Here is a 15,637-nt window from a genome sequence, read left to right on the forward strand (position 1 = left end):
GCAACGGACACCCGGGCCCGGTGATCCGAACCGGCGCCTGCTCGGCACTGCTACAGCAACGCCACCAGCTACGCCTGTCTGCCTCAGACCTGAGTCGTTCGGCCGGACGGCACCGCGCTGCGCCCGACCTGAGAGCTGAGGACGGTGCCGAAGGCGGCCAGCGCCGTGCGAGCCGCAGGGTAGACGTCTGCCGGGAAGCACCGATCGGACAACAGGGTCGCTTCGAGCAGAGGCGCCGCGGTGGAGGCGGGGGTGCCGATCTGGGCGACGTACCGGAGTGCCGCGCGGCAGGGCTCGTCGGCATCACCCCACTTCAGAGGTTCCAGGGCCGCCAGCAGGACCGGGACGGCGGCGTCCGTGTCGCCGGTGATCCGCCACCAGGCATAGGCGGCCTGGACACGGGTCCACGGCCCGGGGGACCGCAGCAACGGCCGAACAGCGGCGGCGTACCTCGTCGCCTGCGGCCCCAGTTCCGCCAACCGGCCGAGGTCGGCGTTCACCAAGCCCCGCGATGCCGCGTCCTCCAGGAAAGTCAGGAAGACGCTTGCGTCACCGGTGATGCGCCAATGGGCCCACGCGGCGTTCTGGGCACCGTGCCATCGTCGTCTGCCGTTCGACACCAGGGCGCTGCCGTCATGACGCGGGGGCTGCCTGACGCCGCGGACGAAGCTGCTGAGGATGTCCGCCGCGGGCGCCGCCGCCGCGCCGATACCGCCGAGCGCATCGCAGGCCCATCGTGCGTTGCGGGTGGTGAGTGCCGACACCAGCTCCGGAACCGTCGCACTCGCGACGGGACCCCATGCGGACAGTGCGGCGAGGACCGAACGCAGCCCTTCGTCGTCGGCCGAGTCGACGAGCATGCGACGGATTCCGGGGAGCAACTCGTCGGCATGCCCGACCAGCTGTTGTAGGACCTGCCCCAGTGAGGTCACGTGGAAGTACGGGGGTCGGCTGCTTGACGCCAGCCATCGGTGCACCGCGTCCAGAGCTTCCGGACGGTCGAGACGGGCGAGAGCCAGCGCCGCCGGTCCGGCAACCTGGTCGTGGGAGTTGTTGGCGGCCACGATCAGTGCGGGAACGGCCGACGTGATGTCCTGCGTGGAGTCCGCCGACACGAGCCGCGCCAGCACCATCGCGGCGTCGCTTCGGGCATAAAGATGATCGAACTCCAGGCAACGCACCAGGCCGGCCACCAACTCCGGCCGGGGCGTACGCCATCGCCGCAGAATGTCCGAGGCGATGGAGACCGCGCCCTCGACCAGTTCGGGGCGCTTGGACTCGAACCCGACCATGGCGAGCGCGACGCCGCGGTCCACGTGTGCGGGAACGTCCAGCCGCAGATCGTCCGGATCCACACCCGCGTCCGCGAGCAACTTCCGCGCCCAGAAGCCGTGTGGCGTCCCGGTCCCAGCCCCTGTCCCCGGCGTCATGCTCGCAGGCTACAGCTGGGGGACGACGCGAGATCACCCTGGGTCGCGTCCGCGGCGTCGGCCGGCATCGGTTCGCCCGCCGACACCACTGCCGCAGGCCAGGAAGCGGGCTGCCGGAGTGGTACCCGCGCCGAGAAGTCTCCCGGTGATCAGCGCAGACCGGCGAAGAGGTCGTTCTCGGGTACGGCCGCGCCGGTGGGGTCCTGGACGCGTACGAAGGTCTCCATGCCCATCAGCTCGCCGAACCTCTCCTTGCCCATCCTGAGGAAGAAGATGTTCTCGCCCTGACTGGCGTGCGCCGCCAACGCGTCGAACTTCTGACCGCTGAACGCGGTGGTGTCCACCCACGTGGTGATCTCGTCGTCGGGGAGGCCGATCTCGGCCAGCGCGGCGGCCTCGGCAGGGTCCGGCTCCGGCATGTCCTCGTGGAACTCGCGCATGACCTCACCGAACCGCCGCATCATCGAGCGGGGCGCCGTGGTCCAGTACACCTTGGGCGTCAGCTCGGTCATCTCCACCGCCGCCATCGTGATGCGGTGGGCCTGGATGTGGTCGGGGTGGCCGTAGAAGCCGTTCTCGTCATAGGTGACGACCACGTCAGGCTGGTAGTGCCGCATGAGTTCCGCGAGTCGGGCCGCGCCTTCCCGCACGGGTGTCTGCCAGAAGGAGTCGGGGGCGTCGTTGCTGGGCCAGCCCGCCATTCCGGAGTCGGCGTAGTCCAGCGTCACCAGATCGCTGACCTTCAGGACGTCACAGCTCGCCCGGAGTTCTTGACGGCGCATCGCGGCGACGGCCGAGGGATCGTGCCCGGGGTCGCCCGGCTTGACGCCTCCCGGTCCGTCGCCGCAACCGCCGTCGGTACACGTCACGAGAACCGTCCGGATGCCCTCCGCCGCGTACCGCGCGAGGACCCCTCCGGTTCCGGTGGCCTCGTCGTCGGGGTGGGCGTGCACTGCCATGAGCGTCAGCGGCCGGTCAGCCATGAACAAGTCCTCCTGCGGAAATGCGTCGGGGTCTCCTTGCGTAACCGTGCTGACCGGACCGGCTGTTCCCAGCACGGCCACTCGTTTCGATCACATTCTTGCCATGGGCACGCAAGAAAGACCGTCGCATCGCCGAAAGAGGTGGGCAAGGGGCGAGGACCCCGCTGGTGCTTGGCCCTCCCGGCCCGCCGGTCCGCTCGCAGCAGGCAGGCAGCTGATATTGCACGTCCTTGCCCTCAGTCTGCTTCCCCACGACGCCGGCGCGCACCACCTGGTGCAACCGCTTGGACGGCAGCGTGGGCGGCATCCACGCCGCGGCCGGCCGTGGGTCGTCGCGGCCTCAACCGTGAGGACGGCAATGCCTCTCACACCTACCACCGGGCGCCACCGACCGGCGCCGCTTACCGCCCCGCCGTGCCCGGCAGCCCCAGCGCGTCCTCCGGCGCGGGATCGGGGTTGAAGGAGCGGTGGTAACTCTCCGGAGGTGCGAGGTAGGTGATGGGCAGCCCGCCGGTGTCGATGACGATCTGATCCACGGCGATCGCGGGGTCGACCATGAAGAGCCTCAGGACGTGCTCGCCGGGTTCCGTGACGGTCACGGTGGTGGTCAGTTTCTCGATGCCGTCCTCGACGTTGCGGGCCCAGGCGTCGCCACGGTTGCCGGTGGCGACGGCCTGTCCCGTCAGGACGGTGACGGGCTGGTCGTCGAGGGCGAGCGCGACCCGGCGTCGGCCCCGCTCGTCGAGGGAGGGGAGCCGGAACACGGTGACCCGGAAGTTTCCGCTGCCCGCGAAACGGACCCGGTAGCGCAACTCCGGTGCCCGCGTGGTGATGTCCTCGGTGATCGGCGCCGCCGTCGAAGGCGTCGTCTCCATGGCGGCCGTACGGCGGCCGAGCCCGCGTACCGTCCGCCAACGCGCCCCGCCGCGCGCCACGCGATGCTCGTGGTGCGCGGCGTCGATCGAGACGTACCCGTGGGCCTCGACGAAGCCGCGCGCCCGCTCGCGCGCCCGCCTTCCGTCGTTGTGCACCCGCAGGGGCACGTCGAAGCTGTTCCCCGCACCGGTGACGGTCACCGTGGCGTCGTGTGCGCCCTGGGGCACCCGCTCCCAGTCGATCTCGACCGACACCCGGGTCTGCTCGGTCATCGTGCCGCCCGAGGTGCTCAGCCGCACCCAGGGGTGGCTCGTCTCGGCGGCCCAGTCCAAGGGGAGGAAGCCGGTGTTGAACACGTCGACGAAGCGCCGGTCACGGGTGTAGGAGGAGAAGGAGAGCGGCCGCGCGGTGCCGGTCTCGTTGCCCTCGGCCGCCACGCCCAGACCCGAGGTCTCTTTCCGGGCGACCCTGGTGACGCTCGGACGGCCCGGCGCCTTGGGGATCTCCGTGGGGTACGGGTTGACGATCCCGTTCCATTTGCCGCCGGCCACCTCGGTGTTGTAGCGCTTGGTGAGCGCCGCCTCCTCGGCGTGGGCGGCGTCGGACAGGTCCGCGAAACGGTTCGCGCCGGCCCCGCGCCCCTGGCGGACCGCGAGTGCGCTGCGCTCCGCCCAGTAGAACTTCAGATTCATCAAGTAGGCGCCGTGGACCGGGTATTCGACGAGTTCGTAGAAGGCGTCCCGGTAGGCCTCCGGCAGCTTGGCGCCGAGCGCCCGGACCCGCTGCAGGAGACGGTCGTACGCGGCCATCCGGCGACCCGCCTCGTCACCGTGATGGACCACGGAGAGCAGACCGCGGGCGACGAACTCCGGGCGCAGCTCGGCCGCGAGACGGTAGTACTCGGTGCGGATCGCGGCGATCTCCGCGCCGTGGCGGCGTCCGAACTGCCGCCCGGCCCATTCGACGAGGAACGCCTCCACATCGCCGGCGCCCCACCGGTCCACGTCCCAGGCCATGTCCATGCAGAAGGACAGTCCGGTCTCGATGGACTTGATGTCTCCCACGTTGAAGATCCACATACGGTCGGCGCCGTGCTCGTACACCCGCCGCAACTCCTGCCAGATTTTGGCGAGTTGGGTGGTGTCCAGCCACAGATAGCTCTTGGGTCGGCCCCAGTAGGAGAGGTGGTAGTAGATGCCGTTGCCGCCCGGCCGCCGCCGCTCCGCCTCGTCGGGCAGTTGGCGCATGTTGCCGTGGTTGTCGTCCGGCCAGATCAGTGTGACGTCGTCGGGCACCTGGACACCGGCGTTGTACAGGTCCAGGACCTCCTTGTACGGGATGAAGATCTGAGGCTCGGCCGCGGAGCCCACCTCCTCGGCCAGCAGGCGACGCTGGTCCGCGATGATGTCGTTCATCACCACGACCTTCTCCGCGAGGGTGGTGGCGTGCTTCGTCTCCAGCGCGCTGTCGTGCAGACCGCGCATCCCCAGGGTCCAACTGCTCTCGTAGCCGGCGTTCTGCCGCGCCCTCGCCCGCCAGTACTCGGAGATGACGGCGGGGTTCACCGTGTAGTCGTACACCGGCAGGCTGCCGTCGGCGGCCGGGTGCTCCTTGGCCCAGGGGTCCCACTCGTGGACGCCGTTGCGCAGCATGGCCTCGGGGTGGCTGGATCCGACGACGATGCCGTAGTGGTCGGCCAGTTCGGGGTTGGCGCGGTGTTCGTTGAAGAAGTCGGAGTACGGATGCATGGCGGGCCACAGGTAGTTGGCCTTGAGGCGGAGCAGCAGCTCGAAGACGCGTCGGTAGGTCTCCGGGCCGATGTTCTTGTCCGGTTCCTGCGTCCGGAGGGACCAGGTGGTGAGGTTCTGTTCGTCGTTGATGAAGATGCCCCGGTAGCGCACGGAAGGCTCGTACCGCTTCCGCGTGCCCGACGGGACAGTCACCGTGTCGCGGCGTTCGACCGGAACGTCGGCCCACCAGTGCCACGGCGACACCCCGATACGCTCCGAGGTGTCGTAGACGCCGTAGACGGTGCCGCGCCTGTCGCTGCCGGCGATCACGAGGGCGCGTTCCACGCCGGGCAGTGGGCGTTCCACGACCTGCGTCACGGACGCCTCCCAGCGGCCCTTCACCCGGGAGACGTCCAGCCGCCGGTCCGCGACGAGCCGGTCGATGGCCGGGCTCGCGCCGATGGTGCCCACCAGGACGAGGAGCCGGGCCTGCTCCGGCAGGGCGCGCAGCAGCCGCGGACGCACCCCGCCGACCCGCTCCAGGTCCGTCTGGAGATCCCCGGCCGCGCGGGCGACGGCGGGATCGTCGGCCGGATCGACGAACAGGTCGACGACCACTCCGTCCCGCAGCAGCGGGAAGCCTCCGGCACCGTCCGACGAGGCGGCCCGGGCCGTCGAGGGCAGCACCCCGGGAAGTAGCGGGGCCACACCGACGGCCGCCATTCCCCGGAGGAACGACTTGCGGGTCCACGCGGGCGACGGGCTCTGTGGTTGGTCGTGCGGCACGGGGCGCTGCCTTTCCGCGTCGGGCCGCACCGATGCCACGTCCGGGCCGTCGGGCAGGGCTGACGCATGACTCGCTGGCGGAGGCGGGGGAGCGGTGCTGTCGGCGCGGGACGTGGGCGTGGGGCACGGCCCGGTCACGGGTTTGGCATGACCAGGCCAGAAAGCGCTTACTGCGTACCCTAGGTCAGGCATGCGGACGCGTCCAGACACGGGCGACCCTTCTCGCACGACCGCCGTCGTACGCCCCGCACGGGGGACGAGCGCGCGGACCGCCTGTCGCCGAACTCGGTTGTGCCGCGCGGCACTTACCCGATCGCGCGTGGTCGGCGCGCGGCAGCTCGGGTCCGCATGGAAGGCGACGGCGGGCGGACCGGCGTACACCTCGGCGCGCAGGCGGGCCCCTGACGGGGCAGCCGGCCGGCTTGCTGTCCATGCCGAGACCTGCGGCCAGTTGACCGGCGGCGAGGAGCGATCTGCCTCAACGGACCCGTCTGTTCCCGCTGTTCAGACCACGGCGAGGTAGGGGATCGGGGACGATGATGCGATGAATGGCGACATCGGAGGTGCCGGCCCGGGCCCTGCGGAGAGTCCGAAGCGGCCGTGGCAGCGACAGCGACAGCGGCCGCTGAAGCGGGTGTGCGCGGGGTGGCCGGTGCTGCTGCGGACGGCTTCGGCTTCGGATTTGCGGAGCCGCAGTTCGCGCCCACTCCAGTCGCCACCTCGCCCACCCATCGGCCCTCGGTCTTCCGGCAGAAACGCCACTCTGTCGATCCGTCACTCCCTGTCGGCCTGTTCCAGGCCGCCCCTCAGCGCAAGGAAGTACGCGTGAGCGCAATCGGCTCCGGCGCAAGAGTCCAACCGGCGCGTCCCGGCGATCCCTCCCGTATAGGCCCCTACCGCATCGTCGGACGTCTCGGCGCGGGCGGCATGGGCACAGTCCACGCCGGAGTCACCTCGGACGGAACACGCGTGGCGGTCAAGGTGATCCATCCCGAGCAGGCGCAGGAACCGGAGTTCAGGGCCCGTTTCACACGTGAGGTGGCACTGTCCTCCCGTGTCACGGGCCCGTATCTGATTCCGTTGCTCGCCGCCGACACCGATGCGGCGACCCCGTGGCTGGCCACCGCCTACGTCCCCGGTCCGACCCTGGACCAGCATGTGCGCGAGCGTGGGCCGCTCGCCGAAGGAAGCTCGCACGCTTTCGCGGCGGCCACCGCGCAGGCCCTGGCCGCGATCCATGCCGCAGGCGTGGTGCACCGCGATGTGAAACCTCAGAACGTCATTCTGACGCCCGCCGGCCCCCGCATTCTGGACTTCGGTATCGCGCACACCTTCGACGGCACCAGTGTCACCCGTACCGGCGTCATGACCGGGACACCGGGCTGGATCAGCCCCGAGCAGTACCGGCAGGGCTCCGCGGGCCCGGCGGGCGACATGTTCGCGTGGGGAGCGCTCGTGGCCTACGCGGCGACCGGAAGACTGCCCTTCGGCGCCGGCACACCCGACGTGGTCGCCTTCCGCGTGATGTCGGAGGAACCGGACCTGGACGGCGTAGCCCCGTCCCTGCGCGGGATCCTGGAGAAGGCGCTGGCGAAGGAACCGGGGGATCGCCCCACGGCCGCCGAAGTGGCCCAGCTGTGCGGGGCGTTGCTGGCCTCGGAGGCCACACAGATCGTGGGCGTCCACGCGCTGCCGACCCAGGCCGGTGACATGGTCGCCCAACTCTGGAATGTGCCGGCCGGAGACGACCCGGCATGGCAGGCGCCGCCGGGCCGGTCGGCGAAGCGCCGGGCGGTCGCCGTGCTCGTGGCGGCGGCGGCGATCGGCGGCCTGGTCGGCGGAGTGACGGCTCTGATGCCCGACACCACCGCCGACAGGAAGCGCGAGGCATCGACTTCATCCTCGGCCCCCGCCGGGCCTGGCCCGCGGGCCGAGAACACCGACGAGGAGGGCACGGCGGCGGAGCGGGGCACAACCGTGAGCGACGGCGCGGCGAGCGCCGTGAGCTGGGCGGAAGCCCGTACGGCCCGGGGGCAGGCCGAACACGACGTGGCCCGGTCCGTCCTGCATGACCAGAGCGTTCTGTCCGGGGAGATGAGCGACGTCCGGCTCTCTCCGGGGAGCGTGACGTTCCATGAGGCACGCCGGGAGGTCTACTTCTCGTACAGCCTGGACACCGACACCGACACCGACGCCCACGGAACGCTGATCGCGGAGACGGAGATCGCCAGAGCGATGTGTCTCGCGTTGCGCGATTCGGTCCTCAACGGCCACCCGGATCTGCCGTATCGCAGCTACGTCACGGTGCGCGAGGAGGCGGGCCGCGACCCGCAGGTGACATGGCAGGAGGACTTCGTCGCCGACGAAGAGTGTAGCTCGGCAGCCGAGGACGGCCCAGCGCAGAGCCACGACACCGATGCGGAGCCGGAGCCGGATTGGGAGCCGGACGAGAACGGCCTCGGGGCGGCGATGGTTCCCAGCACCGACGGCGACGAGATCCGTGTCGCGGACCGTGCCGCCAAGAAGGTCATCGAGCGGAGCAACGAGATGCGCCCGACGCTCGGCACCGGTCAGGTCCTCGGCCACGACGAGATCAAGGTGGGCTTCGACCCTGCGAACTCGGCCATGTACGTGTGGTCGGACTACCTGATGTGGAACCAGGGGCAGGTCGAGACCTGGGCCGACATGGCCGCGGGGGAGGCGTGCCGTGCCCTGGTGACAGAGCGGCAGAACGCGGGCTCTGGCTGGCCGTACACGCGCTACGCCGTGGCCGAGATCGGCGGGACGGGCTATCTCATGATCCGTTGGGGCACGGCCACGACGCTCGCCGAGTGTCCCACCTGATCGAGAAAGGCCGACTGTCCCGCGTGATCGAGAAAGACCGGCCGTCGCGCCTGATCGAAAAAGGGGGAGGGGGGCCCAGGTTGACCCTCGACATGGTCGAGGCACCAGAGTCCTGGGTGTGGAGAGCGAGATGCACAGCATTGGAGAGATGGCCCGGGACAGCGGGCTCGGGGTGAGCGCCCTGAGGTTCTACGACCGTGCCGGAGTGCTGGTTCCGGCCTGGGTGGACCCGGTGAGCGGTTATCGCTGGTACGAACCCGAGCAGCTCGAAGAGGCCCGGCTGCTGGCCCGGTTGCGTCGGGCGGGCATGCCGCTGGCCGACATCCGGCTCGTCCTGGCCGGCTGGGGCGGCGCGGACATGGAACTGGTGCGCGGACTTCTTCAGGCGCACCTGCGCCGTCTCGAACTGGGGCTGTCCGATGCCCGCAGTGAGTTCTCCACGCTCCGAGCCCTACTCGATCACAGGGAGACAGCCCCCATGACCTCGCTTCACACCGCCACGGCCACCGCCCGGTTCTCCGTGCCCGCGCCGGAGTTGGCCGCCGCGCTGGACGCGGTCCGGTTCGCCGCCGGTACCGACGCGGAGCTGCCGATGCTCGGCGGGATCCTGTTCGACATCGAGGGCGAACTGCTGCGTCTCGTGGCCACCGATCGCTACCGCATGGCGGTCGCGGGGGCACGTACGACCGGGCACGGCGAGCGTCGAACGCAGGTGGTCGTGCCTCTTCCCCTCGCCGACGCGATGCGGGCCCTGCTGACCGGCGATGAGCCCGCCGAGTTCATCGTGGACGGTGACCGCGTGACGCTCGAGACCGGGGACCGGCAGGTGGCCGGGCAGAACCTCGGTGGCGAGTTCCCCGACTACCGTCGCCTCGTCCACCTTCCAGCCGGACGACGGGCCCGCGTCGAGACGGCGGCCTTCCGCCAGGCCCTGGAGACCGGCCCGGTCCGCGCGAGCGAAACGCGTGAGCAGGACGGTGAGCCGTACGACCTGAGCGTGCTCCGGGTGGCGGAGGACGGGACCGTGATCGTCTGCGACGACGGTGACGACGACCAGGACAACGTGGCCGTCAACCGTGAGTTCCTGCTGCACGCGCTGACCGCCGGAGCCCGGCACGAACTGATCCTGGAGGTGGGCGCGCCCACGGCACCGCTCGCGATCCGCCGCCCCGACGACGAGGACGCCTTCTCGCTTCTGATGCCGATCCGATTGGAGGGCTAGTGTCCTGAGTCGGAGCTTCGTCGGCAGTAGGCGGCGACTCTGTCGAGGTCTCGTCGGCGGTCGCGGTCCCTCCGGCAGCACATCGAGGAGGCCCGCCAACTGGCGGGCCTCCTGCGGATCCGCATGGCGAGAGAGGGGCATCCGCCGGGGCGGGAGCGCCCTCGGGCGTGGCATCAGGCACCGCACCGCCCGCTGGCTCGTCTGCTGATGTGGGCCTGCAGCAGTTTCATCGCCAGGTCGTGGGCATAGTGATCGGCCACGTCGATGGGGGTGCCGCCGTCTAGGTCTGCGAGCTCCGGAACGGCCCCATGGCCAGCAAGCGGGCGACCTCCTGCCGACGAGCCCTCAACGAGCAGAGCCCTCAACAAGTCGAGAGCGCGACCCCGTTGGCCCGGTGGCGTGGCGAAAGCCCGTGACGGTGCGGCAGTGGGTCCGGCATCATCGCCGTGTGATCGTGATGCAACCCGTCCTGGAGATCGTCGCCGCCGACGGCTTCGCGCTCTGGCCGATCGGCGAGCACGAATCCCACGGCTACCTCGCGCTGCACGGGCAGCTGACACCGGAGCAGGTCGGGACGGCGATCATGCGGATCGCCGAGTGCAACGACTTCGAGCCGGAGGAGGAGCACGGGCCGTGCCCGAGCGACCCGATCGGCGAGTTCCTGCACGGGATGCTCACCATGCCCGACCTCTTCGCCGCCGGCGGATTCCGGGTGACCGACGACGCCACCGGCACCGTCCACATCGACCCGGGCTGCTGCAACGGCCTGGAGACATGGCGGGAATGGGCGGAGGTGCTCGACTGCACCGGTTGCGCCTCCTTCGGCCACGACCCGTCCTCGATGGCCGAACGCGTCGGCGACACCGTCCGGTTGACGCTCGACGTCTACGCGGTGGACGGCAGCCCGGTGGTCGAGCTGCCGGTGGACGAGGTGCGCGCCCTGGTCACCGGAGCTCAGCAGGACCTGCGGGACTTCCACGACCTCGCCGGAAGCTGGGCCGAGGACCACCTGCCCCCGTACGCCACGGCCGTCACCGCCGCCCTGGCCCGGGCCTTGGACCTGGAACTCACACAGTGGCCAGCTTCCTGACCCACCGGGCGTACGTGCACGACGCCCGGCTCCCCCTGCACCGCCGGCACAGCGCGCTGCGGACCTGTCTCACCGTCTTCGCGCCCTACGGACTGAGGGCCACGTACCACCACCTCACGCGCAGCGCCGCGATTCCCCGGCGGCTGGAAGCCGACCCGGACGCGCTGGTGCGGGCGGTGGAGGAACTGCACGAGGCGCGGGTGCTGTGGCTCGCGCGGGCCAGGGAGTATGCCGGGCAACGCCGGGCGGAGAAGCGCGCCGGTCGGCGGGCTGTGCCGGACCCTCGGCCGTGGTGGCTGCGGAGCTGGTGGGAGGGTTCGGAGCGCGCCTGGTACGACGACCCGTTCCGCCACCCGCCTCTGCGGCTGCCCGCGTACGTCCGGCGGCAGAACGCGCTGCTCGACGGCGCTGAGCTGCCGGGCTGCCCGGCGTGCGGGGACGAGGGACCGCTGGAGCCGCATGCGACCGGGCACGGACAGGTGGAGCTGTGCGGCCGCTGTGCGTGGGCGCCGACGCCGTGTCCGTGCGGGCGGCGCCACCAGCTCGTGCCGGAGACCCCGTACAGCTGGAAGGGAGTGTGGCGGCGGGCGCACATGAACGATGACGGCACTCCGAACCCCCATTGGCCCGTGGGTCAGAAAGCCGCATGCGGCGCGGCGGACACTTGGGAAGCACAGGTGCCCGACGCCTCGGTCCCGGCACGGCAGCGACCCCGTCCGTGAATCAGACAGCGCGTCCACGGCACCCCGTGCAAAGGGGAAACGGCGTTTGCTGAGTGCTCATCGGCCGGGAGCAGTTGGCGCTGACTCGGCGTCGGTCCGATGGGTGCTCGAAGAGGGCCCCGGTAGCGCTCGCGTCCTCATTTGCTAAGGGCCGGCCACCGCTGCCGTGAACCGTGTCACGAGCGCCGCGACCGCCGCACGCAGTTCTTCGCCGCCCTCGACCCGGAACGCGAACGGCAGCCTCGCGAGCCATTCCTGCGCGTACATGTCCGGGTTGCGCGTGCTGCCCACCAGCACGCACCCGTTCCCCAAGGGTTCGAGCCGTCCCATGGGCGGCCGGATCCAGGGGACCACCTCGGTCAGCGGGAGGTCGAACACCACCCGCGTGGAGAACTCCCATCCGAGGCCCAGGTTCTCCTCCAACACCGCCACCGGATCGAGACCTTCCGGCGGTTCGAACCCGTGCCCCGTCCTCCGGACGGCGTGGACCCGGTCGACCCGGTACGTGCGTATCGCGTCCGCGCGGTGGGAGTGGCACAGCAGGTACCAGCGCCCGTAACGGACGACGAGGGACCAGGGATCGACCTCCGCCTCCCACTCGTCGCCCGCCCCGCTGCGGTACGTGACCGACACACGTTCCCGGGCGGCGACGGCGTCGACGAGCGCGCCGGTGACAGCCGGATCCGGGCGGGCCGAGTACGGGTCCGGTGCGGCCGACGCGTACTCCCGCAGCATCGCCGCGTGGTGGCCGACGCTCTCCGGCAGAGCCTTGACGACCTTGCCCAGGGCGGTGCTGACCAGGTCGTCGGCGTCGGCCGCACCCAGCTGGCCGCTGAGTACGGCCATCACCAGGCCGAGGGCCTCCGCCTGCGTGAAGTGCACTGGGGGCAACCTCGTCCCGCGCCCCAGCCGGTAGCCGCCGTGCGGCCCCCGTGTCGACTCCACTGGGATGTCGGCCTCCCGGAGTATCCCGACGTAGCGGCGCGCGGCCCGCTCCGTGACGCCCAGCCGTTCGGCGAGTTCACCGGCTGTCGTAACGGGCCGGGTCTGGATGATCTCCAGAGCGCGCAGGGCTCGCGCGGTGGGGCTGAGATCGTTCGGCACGCGATCAGGCTAGTCCGCCCCGGCGAGCCCGGGGCAGAAGAGTCCGTGGAATCCGCCGGCCCCTTGGGGCGCGGTCGCGCCCGGGACGTTCGTTCCCCCTTGGCCCTACGGGACTTCGCCGGGTGCTCGGTGCTCGGTGCTCCGTGCTCGGTGCTGGGGTGATCGCCTCGCAAACCGGCAGTGGATCGTCCGGAACTCCTCCTACGGTGACCTTCGTGCGGCACAAGAGTGCGGCGGAAGAAGGGGAACTGACCATGAACATCCTGCTCATCGGCGGCCTGTGGCTGGACGGCTCCGTGTGGGGCCGTGTCGCCTCCGCGCTGGAGGCGCTCGGCCATCGCCCCGTGCCCCTCACCCTGCCGGGCCAGGGGACCGGCTCCGCGTCCGCCACGCTCGACGACCAGCTGGAGGCGGTGCTCGCCGCAGTGGACGCCGCGCCCGGCAGGCTCATGGTGGTGGGGCATTCCGCCGCCTGTTCGCTGAGCTGGATGGCCGCCGACCGACGGCCGGGGCGGCTGGCCAAGGTCGCCCTGATCGGCGGCTTGCCGTCCTCCCACGGTCAGGTGTACGCCGACTTCTTCAAGGTGAAAGATGGCGTCATGCCCTTCCCGGGCTGGGGCCCGTTCGAGGGGCCGGACGCCGCCGACCTCGACCACGAGGCCCGGCAAGAGTTTGCGGCTGCCGCGATCCCCGTACCCGTGGGTGTGGCCCAGGGCGTGGTGCGGCTGGCGGACGACCGGCGGTTCGACGTCCCGGTCGTGCTCGTATGCCCGGAGTTCACGCCCGCGCAGGCTCAGGAGTGGATCGACGCCGGCGACATCCCGGAACTCGCCCGGGCCAAGCACGTCGACGTCGCCGACATCGACTCGGGCCACTGGCCCATGATCACCAAGCCTGCCGAGCTGGCCCGGATCCTGGCCACGGCAGCGGACGCGGCCGACGGATGACCTGGGGCCCAGATCAATCCGACTGCACTACGCCTTGCTCATCCCGAAGCGCACGGCAGACAACTCGCTTGGCGGCGCGCCGAGTTGTCTCGTTCGCACGCACGTGCCGCGGAGGACGGGGACGGCCGCCACCCCGTCCTCCGCCGGCGTGTCCGTCAAAGCGTCACGGCATCATCTCGTACGCCGCCGACAGAGCCTCCACGCGCTGCCAGACCCGCTCCGAACGTGCCCCGTCGACGACCGGGCGCCGGACCGCGCCGAGCGCCCAGTGCTGCTGCTCCTCGGTCGCGGAGTCCTTGCCGTGCAGTTCGACGGCATGGGCGGAGAAGTCCCGCACGAGGACGGCGAACAGCTCGTCCAGCACGTCCTCGTCGAGGTCCGCCAGGGCCGACTGCTCCAGGACCAGCTGCCCGTGCACGACGAGCGCGAAGAGCTGCCCGACGGCGAGGAGCAGGTCGAGGTCCCGGCTCTGCTTCTCGTCGGGCGCGGCCGTGAGGACGAACTCGCAGAGCGCGTCGGCCTGTTCACGGAACCGAGCGACGTTGGGCAGGTGGGCGTACGTGTCGAAGGCCGGCCGCCAGTCGTGGAAGCGCACCGAGCCGAGACCGCGGGCCGGGCCCTGCCGGAAGAGGAAGGCGTCGTCGGCCGCGTCGAGGCGCGTCGGGACGGGCTCGTACGCCACCGGGTCGAGGAGGTGGTTGCGCATGAACTTCAGGATCAGCGCCAGGTTGACGTGGACGGTGCCCTCCAGCTTCGGCAGGCCGCGGATCTCGACGGCGGCCTGGGCGAAGTAGTTGTCCTTCTCGAAACCCTTGGCGGCGATGACGTCCCACATCAGGTCGATGACCTTCTCGCCCTCGGTGGTCACCTTCATCTTCGTCATCGGGTTGAAGAGGAGGTAGCGGCGGTCGTCGGGGCCGGCGGTGCGGAAGTAGTCGACGGCGCGGTCGCTGAACAGCTTCATCCCGACGAGCCGGACGTACGCGTCGGCCAACTCCCGCCGCACGTGCGGGAAGGCGGTCACGGGGCGGCCGTAGAGGATACGGTTCTGCGCGTGAGTGACGGCCTCGTACATGGCGTGCTCGCAGATACCGATCGACGCGGTGCACAGATTGAACTTGCCCACGTTGACGGTGTTGAGGGCGGCGTCGAAGGCGGCGCGGCCGGTGTGCAGGACGTCGTCCGGGGCTACGGGGTAGTTCTCCAGGCGGAACTCGCTGACGAACTTCGACGAGTCGACGACGTTCTTGACCAGGTGGTACGCCGGGTGACGGCTGTCGGCGGCGAAGAAGACATAACCGTCGGGGCCCTCGATGTCGGTGCGGCGGCCGAAGACCGAGACGAGCCCGGCGGCGTTGCCGTTGCCGATGTAGTACTTGGAGCCGGTGGCCCGGAAACCGCCCGTGCCGTCGGGCTCCAGGAGCATGTCGGTGGAGTAGATGTCGGCGCCGTGCGCCTTCTCGGACAGGCCGAAGGCGAACACCTCCCCCTGGGAGAGCAGTTCGGCGGCGCGGGCACGGGCGGCGGGGTTGTCGCTCTGCCAGACCGGGCCGAGTCCGAGGATGGTGACCTGCCAGGCGTACCAGTAGTCGAGGCCGTAGAAGCCGAGTATCTCGTTGAGCGCGGCAATGCGGGCGGTGTCCCAGCGCTTGTCGTCCTCGCCCGCCGCGGCGGCGGAAGCGGGCGTGAGGAACGTCGCGAAGAGCCCTTCCTTGGCGGCGAAGGCGAGGAAGTCGCCGAGCCAGGCACGGGTCCGGTAGTCCTCGATCAGTCGGCGCTTGCCCCGTTCCTCGAACCAGTCCACGGTGGCGCGCAGCAGCCTGCGGGTCTCCGGGTCGAAGTGCGCGGGGTCGTAGGTCCGCGGGTTGAAGAGCAGCGCGTCGGCCATGGATGCCGCCTTTCG

10 protein-coding genes are annotated in these 15,637 nt (G+C 70.7%); 5 read left to right on the forward strand and 5 right to left on the reverse strand.

Features of this window, described 5'->3' with window-relative positions; genetic code table 11:
* Positions 1-83 precede the first annotated feature (83 nt).
* From L3078_RS44085 to L3078_RS44095, 3 genes are all read right to left on the reverse strand, one after another.
* Positions 84-1,430 carry a HEAT repeat domain-containing protein gene (locus tag L3078_RS44085; protein ID WP_239760097.1) on the reverse strand — a complete coding sequence of 449 codons (1,347 nt, stop codon included), beginning with the start codon at positions 1,428-1,430 and terminating at the stop codon, positions 84-86.
* Positions 1,431-1,579: 149 nt separating this feature from the next.
* Positions 1,580-2,413, reverse strand: coding sequence for a PIG-L family deacetylase (locus tag L3078_RS44090; protein WP_239760098.1), 834 nt, complete (start codon positions 2,411-2,413; stop codon positions 1,580-1,582).
* 401 nt (positions 2,414-2,814) lie between these two features.
* Positions 2,815-5,742 carry a glycosyl hydrolase 115 family protein gene (locus L3078_RS44095; RefSeq protein WP_239760099.1) on the reverse strand — a complete coding sequence of 976 codons (2,928 nt, stop codon included), beginning with the start codon at positions 5,740-5,742 and terminating at the stop codon, positions 2,815-2,817.
* A gap of 888 nt (positions 5,743-6,630) precedes the next feature.
* Here L3078_RS44095 and L3078_RS44100 point away from each other — a divergent pair.
* The 4 genes from L3078_RS44100 to L3078_RS44120 all read left to right on the forward strand — a co-directional run bounded on the left by L3078_RS44100 (position 6,631) and on the right by L3078_RS44120 (position 11,683).
* Complete coding sequence (locus tag L3078_RS44100; RefSeq protein ID WP_239760100.1) at positions 6,631-8,649, forward strand: serine/threonine-protein kinase; 2,019 nt, start codon at positions 6,631-6,633, stop codon at positions 8,647-8,649.
* A 130-nt stretch (positions 8,650-8,779) separates the two neighbouring features.
* Positions 8,780-9,871, forward strand: a complete 1,092-nt coding sequence (locus L3078_RS44105; RefSeq protein WP_239760101.1) for a DNA polymerase III subunit beta family protein — start codon at positions 8,780-8,782, stop codon at positions 9,869-9,871.
* A 457-nt stretch (positions 9,872-10,328) separates the two neighbouring features.
* On the forward strand, positions 10,329-10,961 hold the full coding sequence (locus L3078_RS44115) for a hypothetical protein (protein WP_239760732.1): 633 nt from the start codon (positions 10,329-10,331) through the stop codon (positions 10,959-10,961).
* A complete protein-coding gene (locus tag L3078_RS44120) occupies positions 10,946-11,683 on the forward strand; it encodes a hypothetical protein (protein WP_239760102.1) in 738 nt (245 codons plus the stop codon). Before L3078_RS44115 ends, L3078_RS44120 begins: the two co-directional genes overlap by 16 nt.
* A 144-nt stretch (positions 11,684-11,827) precedes the next feature.
* Here L3078_RS44120 and L3078_RS44125 read toward each other — a convergent pair whose 3' ends face one another.
* Positions 11,828-12,787, reverse strand: a complete 960-nt coding sequence (locus L3078_RS44125) for a helix-turn-helix transcriptional regulator (protein ID WP_239760103.1) — start codon at positions 12,785-12,787, stop codon at positions 11,828-11,830.
* 254 nt (positions 12,788-13,041) lie between these two features.
* Here L3078_RS44125 and L3078_RS44130 point away from each other — a divergent pair, with 254 nt between their 5' ends.
* The gene (locus L3078_RS44130) at positions 13,042-13,734 is read left to right on the forward strand and encodes an alpha/beta fold hydrolase (RefSeq protein WP_239760734.1); all 693 of its coding nucleotides are present in this window, start codon (positions 13,042-13,044) and stop codon (positions 13,732-13,734) included.
* Between the two features lie 163 nt (positions 13,735-13,897).
* On the opposite strand, the gene L3078_RS44135 is transcribed toward L3078_RS44130, so the two are convergent.
* Positions 13,898-15,622: an acyl-CoA dehydrogenase family protein gene (locus L3078_RS44135; RefSeq protein ID WP_239760104.1), complete on the reverse strand. Its 1,725-nt coding sequence runs from the start codon at positions 15,620-15,622 to the stop codon at positions 13,898-13,900.
* Positions 15,623-15,637 lie beyond the last annotated feature (15 nt).

Source organism: Streptomyces deccanensis (assembly GCF_022385335.1).
GTDB classification, from domain to species: Bacteria; Actinomycetota; Actinomycetes; order Streptomycetales; family Streptomycetaceae; genus Streptomyces; species Streptomyces deccanensis.